Genomic DNA, 17,702 nt, shown 5'->3' on the forward strand with positions numbered 1-17,702 from the left:
CCGGTGGCACCGCGATGGACCGTAAGCCCCCGCATTGCTGCTGCCTCCCGGCGCGGCGCTGCGGATCGAGACTCCTGATCGACAGCGTGCGATCACTCCCCCTTGTCACGCTGTACTGACTTAGAGAAGAAAATGCCCAAGCGCACTGACCTAAAGACCATCCTCATCATCGGTGCCGGCCCGATCGTCATCGGCCAGGCCTGCGAGTTCGACTACTCCGGCGCCCAGGCCTGCAAGGCCCTGCGCGACGAGGGTTACCGCGTGGTGCTGGTCAACAGCAACCCGGCCACGATCATGACCGACCCGGAGATGGCCGACGCCGTCTACATCGAGCCGATCAACTGGCAGACGGTCGAGAAGATCATCGCCAAGGAGAAGCCCGACGCGCTGCTGCCGACCATGGGGGGACAGACCGCGCTGAACTGCGCGCTGGACCTGGCCGACAACGGCGTGCTGGAGAAGTACAACGTCGAGCTGATCGGTGCCAAGCGCGAAGCGATCCGCATGGCCGAAGACCGCGAGCTGTTCCGCGTGGCGATGGGCGAGATCGGCCTGGAGTGCCCGACCGCCGCCGTCGCTCACACGCTGGACGAAGCGCTGGAGATCCAGACCCGCGTCGGCTACCCGACCATCATCCGTCCGAGCTTCACCCTGGGCGGCAGTGGCGGTGGTATCGCCTACAACCGCGAAGAGCTGGTGGAAATCGTCAGCCGCGGCCTGGAACTGTCGCCGACCACCGAAGTGCTGGTGGAAGAGTCGGTGCTGGGCTGGAAGGAATTCGAGATGGAGGTGGTGCGTGACACCGCCGACAACTGCATCATCGTGTGCTCGATCGAGAATCTCGATCCGATGGGCGTGCACACCGGTGACTCGATCACCGTGGCCCCGGCGCAGACCCTGACCGACAAGGAATACCAGCGCCTGCGCGATGCCTCCATCGCCGTGCTGCGCAAGATCGGCGTCGATACCGGCGGCTCCAACGTGCAGTTCGGCATCAACCCGAAGACCGGCCGCGTGGTCGTCATCGAGATGAATCCGCGCGTGTCGCGCTCCTCGGCGCTGGCCTCCAAGGCCACCGGCTTCCCGATCGCGAAGGTGGCCGCCAAGCTGGCCGTGGGCTACACCCTGGACGAACTGAAGAACGAGATCACCGGTGGCCTGACCCCGGCGTCGTTCGAGCCGTCCATCGACTACGTGGTCACCAAGATCCCGCGCTTCGCCTTCGAGAAGTTCCCGGCCGCCGATGCACGCCTGACCACCCAGATGAAGTCGGTGGGCGAAGTCATGGCGATGGGCCGCACCTTCCAGGAATCGGTACAGAAGGCGCTGCGCGGCCTGGAAACCGGCAAGGTCGGCTTCGACCCGACCGGCCTGGACCTGGCCAACGAGGAAGACCTGCAGACCCTGCGCCGCGAGCTGAAGGCACCGGGTCCGGAGCGCCTGTTCTACGTGGCCGACGCGTTCCGCGCCGGCATGAGCGTGGAAGAGATCCATGCGCTGTCGTTCATCGACCACTGGTTCCTGGACCAGATCGAGGAAATCATCGCTGCCGAAGGCGAAGTGGCTGCCGACGGCATCGACGCGCTCGACGCTGCGCGTCTGCGCAAGCTCAAGCGTGCCGGTTTCTCCGACGCCCGCCTGGCCCAGCTGACCGGCACCAACGAAGCGGCCATCCGCGCACTGCGTCGTGCCCACAAGGTGCGCCCGGTCTACAAGCGTGTGGACTCCTGTGCTGCCGAGTTCGCCACCGGCACCGCCTACCTGTATTCGACCTACGAGGACGAGTGCGAGGCCGCGCCGAGCAACCGCGACAAGATCATGATCCTGGGCGGCGGTCCGAACCGCATCGGCCAGGGCATCGAGTTCGACTACTGCTGCGTGCATGCGGCGCTGGCGCTGCGCGAGGATGGCTATGAAACCATCATGGTCAACTGCAACCCGGAAACCGTTTCGACCGACTACGACACCTCCGACCGCCTGTACTTCGAGCCGCTGACGCTGGAAGACGTGCTGGAGATCGTCGAGCTGGAACAGCCGAAGGGCGTGATCGTGCAGTACGGCGGGCAGACGCCGCTGAAGCTGGCGCGCGCGCTGGAAGCCAATGGCGTGCCGGTGATCGGTACCAGCCCGGACTCCATCGACCTGGCCGAGGACCGCGAGCGTTTCCAGCAGCTGGTGGACAAGCTGGGCCTGAAGCAGCCGCCGAACCGTATCGCCCGCAACGACCAGGAAGCCCTGCTGCTGGCCCGCGAGATCGGCTACCCGCTGGTGGTGCGTCCGAGCTACGTGCTCGGTGGCCGTGCGATGGAGATCGTGTACGGCGAAGCCGATCTGGCCCGCTACGTGCGTGATGCGGTGAAGGTGTCCAACGATTCGCCGGTGCTGCTGGACCGCTTCCTCGACAACGCTGTCGAGTGCGATGTCGACATCATCGCCGACAAGGATGGCAACGTGCTGATCGGTGGCGTGATGGAGCACATCGAAGAAGCCGGCGTGCACTCGGGCGACTCCTCGTGCTCGCTGCCACCGTACTCGCTGTCGGCCGAGACCCAGGCCGAGCTGCGTCGCCAGGTGGTGGAGCTGGCCAAGGCGCTGAACGTGGTTGGCCTGATGAACACCCAGTTCGCGATCCAGACCAGCGACGAGGGCGACGACACCGTCTACCTGCTTGAAGTGAACCCGCGTGCCTCGCGCACGGTGCCGTTCGTGTCCAAGGCCACCGGCATGCCGCTGGCCAAGATCGCCGCACGCTGCATGGCCGGCAAGACCCTGGCCGAGCAGGGCGCGACCGAAGAGATCGTGCCGGACTACTACTCGGTGAAGGAAGCGATCTTCCCGTTCGCCAAGTTCCAGGGCGTCGACCCGATCCTCGGGCCGGAAATGCGGTCCACCGGCGAGGTGATGGGCGTCGGTCGCAGCTTCAACGCCGCCTTCGCACGCGCGCAGGAAGCCGGCGGCATCAAGGCCCCGCCGATCGGCAAGGCCTTCGTGTCGGTGCGCGACCCGGACAAGAAGCGCGTGCTGCCGGTCGCCAAGGCGCTGCTGGCGCGCGGCTACAGCCTGGTGGCCACCCGTGGCACCGCCGCCTGGCTGCAGCAGCATGGCATGCAGTGCGAGATCATCAACAAGGTGGTCGAGGGTCGTCCGCACATCGTCGATTCGATCAAGAACGGCGAGATCGTCTACATCGTCAACACGACCGAAGGTCGCTCGGCGATCAACGACTCGTTCTCGATCCGTCGCGAGGCGCTGCAGCACCGCGTCACCTACTCGACCACCATTGCCGGCGCCAAGGCGCTGGTGGATTCACTGGAATTCCGCGGCACCGGCCCCGTCTGGTCGCTGCAGGAGCTGCACAAGGAGTTGAATGCATGAGAGCCCCCATCACGATGAAGGGCGCGCAGAAGCTGCGCGACGAACTGGATCACCTGAAGTCGGTCAAGCGGCCGAAGGTGATCGCCGCGATCGCCGAAGCGCGTGAGCATGGCGACCTGAAGGAGAATGCCGAGTACCACGCCGCGCGCGAGGAACAGGGCTTCATCGAAGGCCGCATCAAGCAGCTGGAAGGCGAGCTGTCGCACGCCGAGATCATCGACGTGAGCAAGCTCAATGCCGGCTCCAAGGTGGTGTTCGGCGCCAGCGTGACCCTGGCCGACGTGGAAACCGACGAAGAGAAGAAGTACCAGATCGTGGGTGACCTCGAAGCGGATATCAAGCTGGGGTTGATCGCGATTTCCTCGCCGGTGGCGCGCGCGATGATCGGCAAGCTGGAAGGCGATTCGATCGTGATCGACGCCCCGGCTGGGCAGCGCGAGTACGAGATCGTCAGCGTCAGCTACGTGGACTGAGCACGTGGCGACGGCGACCCTGCTGTTGCCCGCACGCAGCCGCTTTGCCGCGGCTGCGCTGCCGGACGATGTGGCACGTGCGCTCGGCCGTGCCACTACGGTGCAGGTCGAGCCGGGTGAACGGGCGCAGCTGATGCGCCATTTCACGGTCGCCGCGCCGCACTGGCCGGTGGCCGCGCTGACCCGCCAGCGTGACGTGGGCGATGCGGCCGGTGCCAGCTGGCTGCGCGCCGATCCGGCCTGCATGGTGCCGGACATGCATGGCGCGCGGATGATGGCCTACGGCGAAACCCTGCGACCAACCCTGGCAGACAGCCTCGCCCTGCTGCCGGTGCTGCAGCCGTTGTTCGCCGAGGCCGGCTTCGTGCTCGACGCGCCTGATCCGTCGCGCTGGTATCTGCGGCTGCCGATCGATACCGCACTGCCGGCGTTCGACGGTCCCGACGAGGTGCTCGGCGATGACCTGTTCTCGCACCTGCCGGAAGGCGAGGGCGGCCGCCGCTGGCGGGCGCTGATGACCGAGGCGCAGGTGCTGCTGCACAACCACTCCTGGAACCAGCAGCGCGCCGCGCAGGGCCAGCAGCCGATCAATTCGCTGTGGTTCTGGGGCGGTGGCGTGATGCCGGTGTCGGTCAGCACGGTGCATGCGCAGGTGCGCAGCCGCGATGCGCTGCTGCAGAGCCTGGCGCAGGCCGCTGGCGTGGCGGTGGATGGTGCGCAGGCTGTCGATGCGCTGGTTGACCTGCGCCAGCTGCGTTCGCTGCAGCAGTTGGGCAACGAGGCGATCCGCCCGCTGCTGGCCGCGTTGAAGCGTGGCGAACTGCAGCGGCTGGTGCTCGATTTCGAGGACGGCCTGCAGTTCCAGCTGGACCGCGGCCAGCGCTGGCAGTTCTGGAAGAAGCCGCGCCAGCTGCACGACTGACCGGGGACTCGGTCGAGCGGGGGTCGGATCCGTTTTCCATCGGAGAACGGCTCTGACCCCGATGTTTGCCGGGGTTGCCGCCAGCGGCCGGCACTACCGCAGGTGCCGGGCGCAATCCCGCCAGCCTCTCCCACGCGCGGTATCATCCTTCTGTCTTTCGTAACCGGCGATGCCGATGTCCCTTGCCGCCGATCCAGCGCTGCCGTCTTCCGATACGCCGACAATCCGACGCCGTGAGGCAGCTACGCCGGCTGCATGGCCGGAGGGAACGCTGCCACTGCTCGCACGTCTCTATGCCAGCCGTGGCGCGGGGACGCCGGAACTGGCGCTGCCGAAGCTGGGCAATCTGCATGCCCCCGAACTGCTGACCGGCATCGACGCTGCGGTCGACCTGCTGGTCGAGGCCATCGCCAATGACAAGCGCATCCTGGTGGTCGGCGATTTCGACTGTGATGGCGCTACCGCCTGTGCGGTCGGCGTGCGCGGCCTGCGCATGCTCGGCGCACAGCATGTCTTCCATGCGGTGCCCAACCGGATGGTGCACGGCTATGGACTGTCGCCCTCGCTGGTGGAGGAACTGGCCGCGCTGAAGCCGGACCTGCTGGTCACCGTCGACCACGGCATTGCATGCCATGCCGGAGTCGCGGCCGCAAAGGCGCGTGGCTGGCAGGTGCTGGTCACCGACCATCATCTGCCGGGCCCGCAGTTGCCTGCGGCCGACGTGATCGTCGATCCGAACCTGGATGGCGACGCATTTCCCAGCAAGTCGCTGGCCGGTGTCGGCGTGATCTTCTACGTGCTGATGGCGCTGCGCCGGCGGATGCGCGAGGCCGGCGTGTTCGCCGATGGCAAGGGCCCGGACCTGACCACGCTGCTGGACCTGGTGGCGGTCGGCACCGTCGCCGACCTGGTGGCACTGGATCCGAACAACCGCGCACTGGTCAGTGCGGGCTTGCGCAGATTGCGTTCGGGGCAGGGCTGTGTCGGCCTGAAGGCGCTGATCGAAGCCAGTGGGCGCGACGCGGCGCGGCTGACCGCGACCGACATCGGCTTCGCCCTGGGCCCACGCCTGAATGCCGCCGGTCGGCTGGAAGACATGGCGCTGGGCATCGCGCTGCTGCTGACCGAGGACCCGCGGCAGGCGCGGGAGATCGCGCAGACGCTGGAGCAGATCAATGCGGAACGCCGCGCCGTGCAGCAGTCGATGACCGACGATGCCGAGCAGGCGCTGACCCGAGTTGTGCTGGACATGGCCGGGCAGCGGCCGGTGGCGGCATGCCTGTTCGATGCCGAGTGGCATCCGGGCGTGGTCGGTCTGGTGGCCTCGAAGATGAAGGATCGCCTGCACCGGCCGGTGATCGCCTTCGCGCCGGCCGAGCCCGGTGCCGACACCCTGCGCGGCTCCGCGCGTTCGATTCCGGGCCTGCATATCCGTGACGCGCTGGCATTGGTCGATTCACGACATCCCGGCCTGATCGAGCGCTTCGGCGGTCACGCCATGGCGGCCGGCCTCAGCCTGCGGCTCGATCATGTCGACGCCTTCAAGGCGGCCTTCGTTGCCGTCGTGCTGGAGATGCTCGACCCAGCGGCACTTCAACAGCAGGTGCTCAGCGACGGCGAACTGGCAGCGGACGAGCTCGACCATCGCCATGCCGATGCGCTGCGCCTGGCCGGTCCTTGGGGGCAGGGCTTCCCGGAGCCGCTGTTCGATGGCCATTTCGAGGTGGCCAACTGGCGCGTGCTGAAGGAACGCCACCTCAAGCTGGAACTGCGCCTGCCTGGCGTGCCTGGCACGATCAACGCGATCCATTTTGGCGGCTGGCACGGCAATGCGCCGAGCCGCCATGTGCATCTGGCCTACCGGCTGGCCTGCGACGACTATCGCGGTGGTAGCGCCATCCAGCTGATTGTCGAGCATTGCCTGCCGGCGTGAGGCAGCGTTCGCGCACTCCCGCCGGGGCCAGCGTTGGCGACGGGGTCGCGGGGAAGGAAATGTGAGGAAATTCGCAGTTCCTTGAATTTCCTTAATGAATTCATCTCTTTATCCAGAGGCAAAAGCGTCAAAAAGCTGGCGCATGTCACCTGCCGGTGGCAAAGTCGGGCCACGACCAACATGGGACGACGGAACGCCCGATGTACGCCGAATCACTGCTTCCCGGCGCCGCACTGCAGCGCCTGCACCAGGACCGACGCCTGATCCGCGTCGAAACCACTCTGGATCCGGACACTTTCCTGGTCAAGCGTTTCGAGGGCAGCGAGGCGGTGTCCAGCCCGTTCGCCTACCGTATCGAACTGCTGTCGGTCCAGCCGCGGCTGGAACTGAAACAGCTGGTCGGGCAGCCGCTGCGCCTGCAGCTGGGTGATGAATTCGGCAACCGCAGCGTGCACGGCTACGTTCGCGAGTTCGCCAGTACCGGCCAACAGGCCCAGTTCAGTGCCTACCGGACCGAGCTCGCGCCCTGGTTCGCCTTCCTCGATTACACCTGCAACTGCCGGATCTTCCAGGACCGCAACGTGCTGCAGATCATCGAGGAGGTGTTCCAGGGCTACGCACAGCTGGCGAAGTTCCGCTACGACCTCAATGCCGGCAAGCTGCCGCCGCTGCCGTACTGCGTGCAGTACAACGAGTCCGATTTCGCCTTCGTCAGTCGCCTGCTGGAAGATGCCGGCCTGTACTACAGCTTCGTCCATGACGAAGAGGGCCATACGATGGTGATCAGCGACGATTCAACGCTGAGCACCGCGCACGGCGAACCGCAGCCCATCGCGTTCGTGTCCGACCAGGGCACGCTGGCCAGCACCGGTCTGCACCGCTGGGGTGCACGCCGACGCGTCGGGCCCAGCGTGCAGACCCTGCGCAGTTTCGACTTCAAGCAGCCGGGCCAGACGCTGGATGGCAACCAGGGCAACCAGGTGCCGCTGGGCCTGCTGCCGCCGCTCGAGCAGTACCGCTACGACGGTGCGGCGCGTTTCACCAACAGCCGCATTGGCCAGGCGCTGGCGGCGGTGCGCAACGAGGAAGTGGCTTGGCCGACCAAGCTGTTCGAGTGCGCGGGCAACGCCGGTGAGCTCGACGCCGGCGCCTGCTTCGAACTGGAGCGGCACCCGGATTTCATCGGACGTGACGATACCGACCGCAGCTTCTTCGTGGTGAGCGTGCAGCGGGAAGGCCACAACAATTTCGCTGCCGATTTCGGCAGCGCTGAAGCCCCGAGTGTCGAAGTGCAGGCCGAGGTGCTGCGCCGTCGCATCCCCTACAGGCCGCTGCGGCGGACGCCGTGGCCGCGCATGCCGGGTCCGCAGACCGCCACCGTGGTTGGTCCGCCGGGGGAGGAGCTGCATGCCGACCGCTACGGCCGGGTGAAAGTGCAGTTCCATTGGGACCGCCAGCTGGATCGCCGCGAGAATGCCTCGTGCTGGATCCGCAGTGCGAGTCCGTGGGCAGGCGCCGACATGGGTGGCGTGTCGCCGCCGCGCGTGGGCCAGGAGGTGATCGTCGATTTCCTCGATGGCGACCCGGACCGCCCCATCATCACCGGTCGTGTCTACAACGAGGACAACATGCCGCCGTTCGGCATGGAGGTGAGCGGCCTCAAGTCGAAGACGGTCAAGGGCGCGGGCTGGAATGAGATCACCATGCATGATGGCGCCGGTGGCGAGCTGCTGAACATGCGGGCGCAGCGTGACATGGTCACCACCGTGCTCAACGACCAGAACGCCAGCGTCAAGAACAACAAGTCCACATCGGTGTCGGTCAACCATCGAATGGACGTCGGCGCCAACCAGGACATCAGCGTCGGCGGCAACCGTGGCATCACGGTCACCGGCACCGATACGCTCGGCGTTACCGGCACCCGCACCACCAATGTGACCGGCGCGGTGACCGAGAAGTACGAAGCAGGCGAAACCAAGACGATCTCCGCAGCCGGCTATACCGAAACCATCACCGGCGACTTCAAGACCACCCTGACCGGCAACTTCACCAGCCAGCGCACCGGCACGTGGACCGAGACCGTCACCTCGACCTCCAGTCGCACGGTTGGCGGACTGGTGACGGAGACGCTGAATGCCGCGCGGGAGGTGACCATTACCGGTCATGACAAGCGCAGCGTGCAGGGCAAGGTCGACGACAGCAATGTCGGCGAACGGGTGATCGATGTCACCGGCAATTTCAGCCAGGACGTGACCGGTACGCACAGCCAGGGCTCGGACGGCGCGATGAGCCTGGAGTCGGCGGTCAAGCTGTCCACCAAGGTCGGTGGCTCTGTCATCGAGATCACCGACAGCGCCATCAAGATCACCGCCGGTGGCTCGGAAGTGGTCATCGACGCAGGCGGTGTGTCAGTCAACGGCAGCGAGATCAAGCTCAACTGCTGAACAGCACGGGAGATACACCATGCAGGACACCCCCATGCTGCGCGGCCTGAACGCATTGCGCGACGCCTGGCTGGAGGCCAGCGCCGACAGCAGCAGGCGCCTGTTGGTATGGCGTCTGCCGGCTGCCGCCAGCCGCCTGCTGGCCGCGTTCTTCGAGATGCAGCGCAACGACGCAGGGCGTGATACGCCGGACTGCTTCCTGCGCATCGATACCGCCTATGAGCTGGGCTTCCGTTACAGCCGGCAGGTCAAGCAGGATCTGCTCGACCGTTATCTGGCCAGCCAGGACGATCTGCGCGCGCAGCAGGTGCCATTGGGCTGGCGTGGCCCGAGCGAGGCGCATCCGGACAGCGCGCAGGGTGTGGTCGATGTGCTGGAGAGTTTCGTCGACCATCACGGCGAGCATCTGCGCCTGCTGGCTGCCGTGCTGGAACCGGAGCGTTGCGTGCCCGGTGAAGGCTTCGAGCGCTGGCTGGATGCGGCGCTGGCCGCTGCGCCGGGAGAGCGCCTGCGACTGGTGCTGGTGGATACCGAAGAGGACCCGCGCTGGCAGCCGCTGCTGGAGCGTCATGCCAGGACCGCACGGGTGGTCACCGCACCGGTCGACATGTTTGCGATTGCCCGGGATACCGCCGCGCAATCCGGTGGTCGCGGTCCGGAAGTGCTGTACCGGCAGCTGCTGGCGGACCTGATGCTGCTGCTGGAGCGAGGCAGTCCGTCGCAGGTGGTGGCCCGCGCCGGACGCGCGCAGGGCCTGGCGCAGCGGCATGGCTGGCAGGACCAGCAGTCGGTGGTGCAGATGATGGTGGCTGGTGCCTGGCTGAAACATGGCGATCACAGCCAGGCGATCAACAGCTACCGGCAGGCACGCAGCGCCGCCGAAGGTGCACGTGCCAGCGGCAATCCTGCCGCGCCGGAACTGGTGATGCAGAGCTGGTTCGGTGAAGCGGGCTGCTGGTTGGCGGCCAAGCAACCCGAGCGTGCGGCACAGACCTACCTGCAGGCATCCGCTTCCGCAGCCAGCATTCCGCACCCCATGTTCGCACTGGAGGGCCAGCGCATGGCGGGCTGGTGTCACGTGCAGGCGGGCCAGCGAGAGGCGGCGCGCACGCAGCTGCTGGAGGCGATCCGCATCGCCAAGCCGCTGGCGCCGGCCGACCGCAAGGCGACGACGCTGCCCCAGGCACTGTGGGATCTGCTGCAGCTTCAGGACGCACGACGCTGCGAACAACTGCGGCAGGTCGCCACTGACTACCTGCAGGCCAGCACCGGCCTGCTGGAGAAGGCGGACGCGCAGGGGCGCGCACTCGGCCCGCGTCCTCCGCGTCCGGCGCTGGATGCCATCGACGCCGAGCTCGATGCCGCGCTGGAGCGCGGCTTTCATCGTGCGCAGCAGGAACGCGAGCGGCTGATCCAGGGCGGTGACGAATTCTTCCGCAAGATCGTGGCCGTCGGCCGTGATTTCCTCGACCCGGGCTGGAACGGCCTGCCGGCGATCGAACACCCGCTCGACCACGAGATTCCGGTGTGGAGCGAGCCCCCGGCGATGCAGCCGCTGCCCGATCCCAGTGGCCTGCTGCAGTCGCCCGTGGCGGCGGCTGCAGGGCCCGCCGTTACAGGAGTGGCTGTTGCATGAAGTCGAACAAGACCGTGGTGATGCTGGTGGCCATCGTGCTTGGCATCATCGTCGTGACCTGGATCAGCGCCGAGTACCGTGACGAAGTAAAGGCGTTCCTGCGCGCGTTGTTCCGCGCCTTGTAACGCAACAGGGAGTGTTGCCGTGAGCATCGCCGCCAAGCATTTCGATCCGCAGCTGGGTATCGACATCCACATGTATGCGGTGCCGCCGTGCCCGCTGCCGACGCCGCACATCGGCCTGGTGCTCGATCCGTTCGACTACATCCCGTTCATCGGTTCGACCATCAAGGTCAACGGCGTGCATCGTGGCACCGCCGGTACCGGCGGCCTGGACATCCACATCCCGCTCGGTGTGTGGGGGCCGCCGTTGGCGGCACCGATGGGGCCGCAGTTCGACGGCGAAGAGATCTTCATGGGCAGTCGTACCGTGTCGGCCGATGGCGAGCCGTTCTCGCGGCTGGCGATGCCGGTGCTGGACTGCAATCTGGCCGGCATGATCAACCCGTTCCGGGTGAAGAAGCCGAAGAAGCCACTTCGGGCGATGTCACTGCCGACCGGCCTGAACGTGGCCATTCCCACCAGCGTCAAGGTGGGAGGACCACCGACGGTGTCATGGACCGCGCTCGCGTTCCGCGCGGCGTTCGCAGGCCTGGGCAAGCTGCGCAAGAGTGCGTTCTTCCGCAAGAAGATGGATGCCTTTGCCAATTGGCGGCGGGGCAAGTGGGGAAACCTGCCCTCGGGTTTCCTGAAGTGCAAGGTGCTTCGCGCCGAGCCGGTGGATATCCGTGATGGCAGCGTGGTGGTCAACCACCAGGATTTCGATGTACCGGGCCGCTTGCCGCTCACTTGGCAACGCAGCTACGGCTCGCGCCACGCGGACGCGCCGGGTCTGTGCGGCGCGGGCTGGCAGACGCCGGCAGACATCCGCCTGGAGCTGCTGGCCGATGGCAGCGTCTGGCTGTCCGGCCCCGACCAGGTCGCGTTCTTCCCCGAGCTGCCGCCCGCTGAGGGAGAGGCTGGGGCGATTCTCGATTTCGTCGATGGCGCGCGCCTGCTGAGGCGGCGCGGGCAGTGGCGGGTGCGCTTCAAGAACGGCCTGCAGTACGTGTTCGGTGGCGAGCTGCCTGCAGGTGTCAGCGCGCTGCCGGGCCCGCAGTCCTGGCCGATCGAGCGCATCGAGGATGCGCATGGCAACCACTGGCGCTTCGAGCGTCGCGACGGCCATCTGGTGCGCATCGTCGAGAGCGGTATCGGTGACCTGCAGGGCCGCTTCATCGAAGTGGAGGCCCGGCACGGTCGCATCGACCGCATGGCGCTGCATGACCCGGCCACCGGCCTGGTGCATCCGCTGGTGAGCTATCGCTACAGCGGCGAGGGTGACCTGCTGGCAGCGGTGGATGCGCTTGGAGCTCCGCGCACCTTCGCCTACGAACAGCACCGCATGGTGCGGCACACCGACCGTGTTGGCCTGTCGTTCCATTACGCATTCGACGCGCAGGGCAGGGTGGTGCACTCGTGGGGCGACGGCGGCCTGTACGACTATCACTTCGAGTACGACGCGCTGCTGCGCGAGACCCGGGTAACCGACTCGCTGGGGCACCTGAGCGTGGTCAAGTTCGACGAGAACCAGCTGCCGCTGTGCGAGATCGATCCGCTCGATGGCGTGACGCTGTTCGAGTACGACGATTTCGGGCGCACCGTGGCGGTGACCGATCCGGAAGGACTGAGAACGGCGTTTGCCTATGATGCGCATGGCAACCTGGTCTGCCTGACCCGCGCCGATGGCACGTCGATCCAGATGGAGTACGACCTGGACGACCACATGGTGTCGTTGCGTACGCCGGATGGTGTCGACTGGCAGCAGGCCTACAATGGCCAGGGCCTGCTGGTCAGCCAGACCGATCCATTGGGTGCAACCACCCGCTTCGACTACGACGCACAGGGCCAGTTGCAGGCGCAGACCAACGCACGGCACGCGGTCACGCAACTGCGCTATGACCGTCATGGACTGGTGGCCGCGGTTATCGATGCGCTGGGCCATCAGAGCCGGTTTGAGCATGATCCACTCGGCAACCTGCTGCGCCAGGTCGACCCGCTGGGGCAGGTCAGCCGCTACGAGTACGACGCCAAGGGACGCCTACTGGCCACCGCTGGCCCCGACGGCAACGGTGTGCGTTGCGAGTATGATGCCGAAGATCAGCTGCTGCGCTATACCGACGAAGCGGGCGCGCAGACGCGACTGCAGTACGTGGGCATCGGACAGATCAGCAAGCGCCTGCAGGCCGATGGGCACAGCGTGGAGTACCGCTACGACACCGAAGAGCAGCTCATCGCGGTCATCAACCAGCGCGGCGAAACCTATCAGCTGGTGCGCGACGCGCTGGGCCGCATCGTCGAGGAAGTGGACTACTGGGGGCAGTCGCGGCGCTATACCTATGACGCGGCCGGACGACTGACCGCCACCGTGGATCCGCTGGGCCAGCGGATCGCCTTCACTACCGACAAGCTCGGGCGCATCACCCGCAAGACGCTGCCGGATGTACGCCATCCTGGACAGCAGGTACAGGAACACTTTGTCTACGACGTGCAGGGCCAGATTGTCGAGCTGCGCAATCCGGTGCGTACAGTGAAGCGCCGGTATGACCCGCTGGGGCAATTGCTGGAGGAACTGCAGGACGGGTTCCGCGTCGGCTATGCCTATGATGAAGTAGGCAACCGCGTACTGCGCGAGACCGCTGCCGGCAATCGGTTAGCGTTCGGCTACGACTTGCGCGACCAGACCGTATCGGTGGCCATCAATGACGAGCCGCCGATCTCGATGGAGCGCGACGCGCTGGGCCGCACCACGCGCGAGCAGCTGAGCCCGCAATTGCAACGCGAGTTCACCTACGACAGCCGCAACCTGCTGACCTCACAGTCGGTGTTGAAAGATGCCGCCCCGTTGTTCGAGACGCGTTACGACTACGACCGCAGTGGCAACCTGACCAAACGTAGCGACAGCGCACAGGGCGTCGATGAGTACCGCTACGACGCGATCGGGCGCCTGCTGCAGCATATCGACCCGAAGGGAAGGGTCGAGCGCTACTTCAACGATCCGGCCGGCGACCGGCTGCGCACCGAAGTGAAGCAGGTGCAGGCGCGCAAGGTGGTAGGCGGCGACGACGACGACCTGACCACCTGGACGCGCGAAGGCACCTATCAGGGCGTGCACTACGTGTTTGACCGGGCGGGTGATCTGGTGCGCAAGGGCGCACCGCAAGGGGATGCGCCGGATGACCTGACGCTGATCTGGGATGCCAACCATCGGTTGGCGGAGAGCCGCCGCAACGGGCAGTCAACGTACTACGGCTATGACCCGCTGGGGCGGCGGGTGTTCAAGCGCAACCCGACGCAGACGACGTGGTTCTTCTGGGATGGTGATGCGTTGCTGGGCGAAGTGCAGCAGGCCAATGACGCCGAAGAGGCGGCGCCGGTGTGGGTGGGGAATGTGGGCAGCCTGGTCGAGGTACGGCGTCGGCAGCGGCAGCTGGAGAGGCTGCATGAGCGGGTGCGGGAGTATGTGTACTACCCGGGTACGTTTGTGCCGTTGGCGTTGGTTGTAGAGCGCTCCAGCAGGGGCGTAAGCGCAACTAGCAGTGCTCCAACTCCCGCAGCGAGCGGCGCAGATGCTCTGCTACATCGTAATCGTGCTTCAATACCAGTGAGTTCCACAGTTGGGGCCAGTAAACGCGGTATCGGTTTGTTGGGCGGTGGAGCATCATTGGGCTCAAGTGGGTTAATCATTGCCGCCGAGGTGGTCGAGCGCGGTGAAAAGCCACCCGAGCCGCTTCACAGTGAAGCGGCATTTGCCGATCCCGTTTCAAGCCTAGTGGGCGAGCTGGGATCTTCAGGTGCCAAGGTCAAGGAAAACCAACCGGGCAAGGAGGTATGGGTCTATCAAGTTGATCCTAATGGACGGCCCATCCGGCTGCTTTGTCGCGACGGGAGGTGCGGCTGGTCAGGCTCGTATGATGGTTGGGGCAAGTTGCATGAGGAACGCTTCGATGACGGGGTTCACAACTTCATCAGATTCCAAGGGCAGTACGCGGACCTTGAAACCGGCCTCCACTACAATAGATATCGCTATTACGATCCGCACGCGGGTTCGTATGTTTCAGAGGATCCAATTTCTATTGCTGGTGGAGTAAACATATATGGATATGCAAGGAATCCGTTTCGCTGGTTTGATGCGCTGGGGCTCTATGTAACAAAAACACTTGCTGAGTGGTTGAAGGATTACCCAGATCTATTGCAGGAGGCTAGGGATAAATTCAAGAGCGCGCCTGAGTGGCAGGGCATCGACCCGGATAGTACGCCCGTGTTCTATCGGCCGAAATCGGAAGTGGACGTTATTCGCGCTAAACCTGGAGAATCCGGTGGCCATCATCCTCACGGCTTGGCGCTGGGTGGGCCAGAGGGGCAGGTACTAACGATTACGAATGAAACGAGAAAGATTAAGAATCCGAATCATAGTGCTGCAACTGGATTGCAGAGAAGAATAATAAATGTGATAAAGGCGCAGTGTAGGAGCTGATATGAATATTCTGTATTCGAATTTCCTGGATTTTCTTGTGGGAAAGGGCTGGATTTTGGTTGGTAGGGATGGTGGTGATGGATCGCCACCTGTTATCGATGATTCGATAAATGCAGATGTTCCGGCCTTTTACTTGGAGTTTCTTTCGAATTTCACATCGCTCTCGAACAAGGATGAGTCACGGTGGTTCGTCTCAATCGAGGAGTTTGCGGGTGTCTCGGATGGCGCGTTCTCCTGGGATGAGTTTGAGAAGATGAGCATTGACGCTGCAATGACGGATGCTGATGGCGAGGATGTTCGAAAGTTCTGGGCAGAGTATTTGCCGATTTTTATGGCGGTCGACGGAGACTATCAATTCGTTGGGCTGGGCCGGAGCTCTGGGGCGGTTGTGCACGGCGTTGAGCCCGAGTTTGAAAGTGTTACTAGGCTTGCCGAGACATTCGACGAATTTCTCACTGCGGCGATGAATGGCCAGTACGACGAACTATTCTTTGGGCGCTAGTTGCCGGGTGCGCACCGGCAGCATCCGCTGGCGCGCAGACGCGGCTGCAGCACGTGGGCATCGGCCAGATCGGAAAGCGCGTGCAGAAAGTTGTTCTGATGCATGGCAGACACGAAGCAGCATTCCCGACTCCGGGTGCTGAGCTGGTGTTCTTCAACGCCCCTTTCAACACTGAGAGGCTCGCCCGGATCGAGCAGGTTCACCTCTGGTCACCTCCCGGCGACAAGCTCGAAGCGCTTCCGGAGATCCTCAGGGAAATGCGGGGTCTCAAGACGCTCAGCATCGGGCCGGGATCGATCGCACCGTCGATCATGGATGGACTCGAGGAGGGGCTTCTGCCTGAGAGCATCGGGGCATTGAGCATCCATCTTGGCACGGGGACGTTGGCCTGGCCGGGCGTTGTGCTACCCAATCTGAGGACGCTGTATGTCGACGTGCCGGTGCGTTTCGACACATCAAGCTTCCCCGCGTTGAAAGTACTTTCGCTCTATCCAGACAGGTCATTGAAGAATCTCAGGCAGGCCCTGGCCCTGCCTCTGGAAGAACTGAACATTCTGAATGTCCCCGTGGATGGTGAGATCTTCAACATCCTGTCTGCATCGGCTGGTGGCCTCGAACGCCTGGGACTGTTGGGTGGCACGAAGCTGAAAAGCCTCGATGGCATCGAGACACTTGCCGCGTTGACGTCGGTATGGCTGAAGAATCTGAGTTCGCTGACAGACATCCGTGCACTGGTGGGGCTCGAGCAGCTCAGGAAACTGGATATCCAGTACTGCAAGAAGATTGCCAACATCGAGGTCATCAATGATCTTTCCGCGCTTCGTGAGTTGACGCTCGTGGGTTGCGGAAAGGTGGGTCTGAAGAAAATACAGGCAAAGATCGAATCGCTTCAGAAGCGCACCATTGGGGCGACGACCTAGCCACATTGCATGTGCGGTGCCGGTTTGCTGAGCCAGGTGGATCGGTGCCGCTGCGCACCATCCGGCGGGTTGTGCGAGGCGGTACCGGTGCCCCGGGGACCGCGGAAGCCAGGTGTTCGGGGAAATCGCTCGTCGCGGCGTCGATCCGTGCCCGCTGAAACTGCATGAGGTTCATGCGTGACTGAAACTGCATTCTCCCGCGTTTATGGCTCGGGTTCGTTGGAGGTGAGTGCCCAGGTCCTTCGAGATTTCGGGCTGGAACCGTCGACGAGTAAGCTGATGCTGCGCCTGGGGCTTCCTTCACGGCTGCCGGGCGATGTGCCTGTTGTTCAGTTCGAAGTGCCCCACGTGGTCGAGATCGATGGCACCGGACTTCTGGCTATCGCGCGAGAGCCATGGGGCGAGGATCTGCTGCTGTGCCTGTCGGCGAGTGGCGAGGTACTTGCCGTGGGCGATGGCGGACGTCAGATCGTGAATGGACGCCTGTCGAGCTTCCTTGGGTTTCTCGAAGCGTATGAGGCATTCCAGGCCCAGGCAAAGGCGGATGATTCCGGTCCGATGGTCTACTCCCAGGCGGAGATGCAGGCCCGGCTGGAGGCATTCGAGCGGGGTGAGATTCCCAAGCGCTCTGCAAAGCCGCGATTCGATCGCAGTAGGGCGATCAGGACGCTGGTGTCGGAGTGGAGGAGGCTTGATGCCTCTGCACTGACGGAAGGGTCACGGTGGTCAATTGTTCTGGAACAGATCCAGGATGGCCTTGTTTGAGATGTCGGTCCTGTAAGGCGACATTCGGGCAGCAGAATCCGGACGACCACTGGGTGGCGTCCGGCAGCAATATCTTCCAGAGCCATCGCGGACGATCACCCGATCAACCCCGATCCGGCCTGCCATGCGTTGAACAGTTCGTCCTCGCTCTGGAGAC

11 protein-coding genes are annotated in these 17,702 nt (G+C 64.5%); all 11 read left to right on the forward strand.

Annotated elements, in window-relative coordinates; translation table 11 throughout:
• The first annotated feature begins 132 nt into the window (after window positions 1–132).
• The gene (gene carB, locus N5J29_RS04130; protein ID WP_065182678.1) at window positions 133–3,375 is read left to right on the forward strand and encodes a carbamoyl-phosphate synthase large subunit; all 3,243 of its coding nucleotides are present in this window, start codon (window positions 133–135) and stop codon (window positions 3,373–3,375) included.
• An 8-nt stretch (window positions 3,376–3,383) separates the two neighbouring features.
• On the forward strand, window positions 3,384–3,848 hold the full coding sequence (gene greA / locus N5J29_RS04135; RefSeq protein ID WP_026347191.1) for a transcription elongation factor GreA: 465 nt from the start codon (window positions 3,384–3,386) through the stop codon (window positions 3,846–3,848).
• A 4-nt stretch (window positions 3,849–3,852) separates the two neighbouring features.
• Window positions 3,853–4,770 (forward strand): phosphoglycerate mutase, encoded by a 918-nt coding sequence (locus tag N5J29_RS04140; RefSeq protein ID WP_164152634.1) that lies wholly within the window; start codon window positions 3,853–3,855, stop codon window positions 4,768–4,770.
• Window positions 4,771–4,945: 175 nt separating this feature from the next.
• Complete coding sequence (gene recJ, locus N5J29_RS04145; protein WP_164152632.1) at window positions 4,946–6,703, forward strand: single-stranded-DNA-specific exonuclease RecJ; 1,758 nt, start codon at window positions 4,946–4,948, stop codon at window positions 6,701–6,703.
• A 200-nt stretch (window positions 6,704–6,903) separates the two neighbouring features.
• A complete protein-coding gene (tssI, locus tag N5J29_RS04150) occupies window positions 6,904–9,147 on the forward strand; it encodes a type VI secretion system tip protein TssI/VgrG (RefSeq protein WP_164152630.1) in 2,244 nt (747 codons plus the stop codon).
• A gap of 19 nt (window positions 9,148–9,166) precedes the next feature.
• On the forward strand, window positions 9,167–10,783 hold the full coding sequence (locus tag N5J29_RS04155) for a hypothetical protein (protein ID WP_164152628.1): 1,617 nt from the start codon (window positions 9,167–9,169) through the stop codon (window positions 10,781–10,783).
• Complete coding sequence (locus N5J29_RS04160) at window positions 10,780–10,908, forward strand: hypothetical protein (RefSeq protein WP_006441023.1); 129 nt, start codon at window positions 10,780–10,782, stop codon at window positions 10,906–10,908. Before N5J29_RS04155 ends, N5J29_RS04160 begins: the two co-directional genes overlap by 4 nt.
• A gap of 19 nt (window positions 10,909–10,927) precedes the next feature.
• Complete coding sequence (locus N5J29_RS04165) at window positions 10,928–15,358, forward strand: RHS repeat-associated core domain-containing protein (protein ID WP_164152625.1); 4,431 nt, start codon at window positions 10,928–10,930, stop codon at window positions 15,356–15,358.
• A gap of 1 nt (window position 15,359) precedes the next feature.
• The gene (locus N5J29_RS04170) at window positions 15,360–15,860 is read left to right on the forward strand and encodes an SMI1/KNR4 family protein (RefSeq protein WP_053519334.1); all 501 of its coding nucleotides are present in this window, start codon (window positions 15,360–15,362) and stop codon (window positions 15,858–15,860) included.
• A 53-nt stretch (window positions 15,861–15,913) separates the two neighbouring features.
• The gene (locus N5J29_RS04175; RefSeq protein ID WP_164152623.1) at window positions 15,914–16,780 is read left to right on the forward strand and encodes a leucine-rich repeat domain-containing protein; all 867 of its coding nucleotides are present in this window, start codon (window positions 15,914–15,916) and stop codon (window positions 16,778–16,780) included.
• Window positions 16,781–16,957: 177 nt separating this feature from the next.
• Window positions 16,958–17,545 (forward strand): SUKH-4 family immunity protein, encoded by a 588-nt coding sequence (locus N5J29_RS04180; RefSeq protein ID WP_111186461.1) that lies wholly within the window; start codon window positions 16,958–16,960, stop codon window positions 17,543–17,545.
• Window positions 17,546–17,702: the final 157 nt, after the last annotated feature.

The organism is Stenotrophomonas sp. GD03680 (assembly GCF_029844625.1).
Taxonomy (GTDB): Bacteria; Pseudomonadota; Gammaproteobacteria; order Xanthomonadales; family Xanthomonadaceae; genus Stenotrophomonas; species Stenotrophomonas maltophilia_P.

Coding starts and splice junctions, on each gene's coding strand:
- carB (WP_065182678.1), top strand. CDS start 133: ATGCCCAAGCGCACTGACCTAAAGACCATCCTCATCATCGGTGCCGGC.
- recJ (WP_164152632.1), top strand. CDS start 4,946: ATGTCCCTTGCCGCCGATCCAGCGCTGCCGTCTTCCGATACGCCGACA.
- tssI (WP_164152630.1), top strand. CDS start 6,904: ATGTACGCCGAATCACTGCTTCCCGGCGCCGCACTGCAGCGCCTGCAC.
- N5J29_RS04155 (WP_164152628.1), top strand. CDS start 9,167: ATGCAGGACACCCCCATGCTGCGCGGCCTGAACGCATTGCGCGACGCC.
- N5J29_RS04160 (WP_006441023.1), top strand. CDS start 10,780: ATGAAGTCGAACAAGACCGTGGTGATGCTGGTGGCCATCGTGCTTGGC.
- N5J29_RS04170 (WP_053519334.1), top strand. CDS start 15,360: ATGAATATTCTGTATTCGAATTTCCTGGATTTTCTTGTGGGAAAGGGC.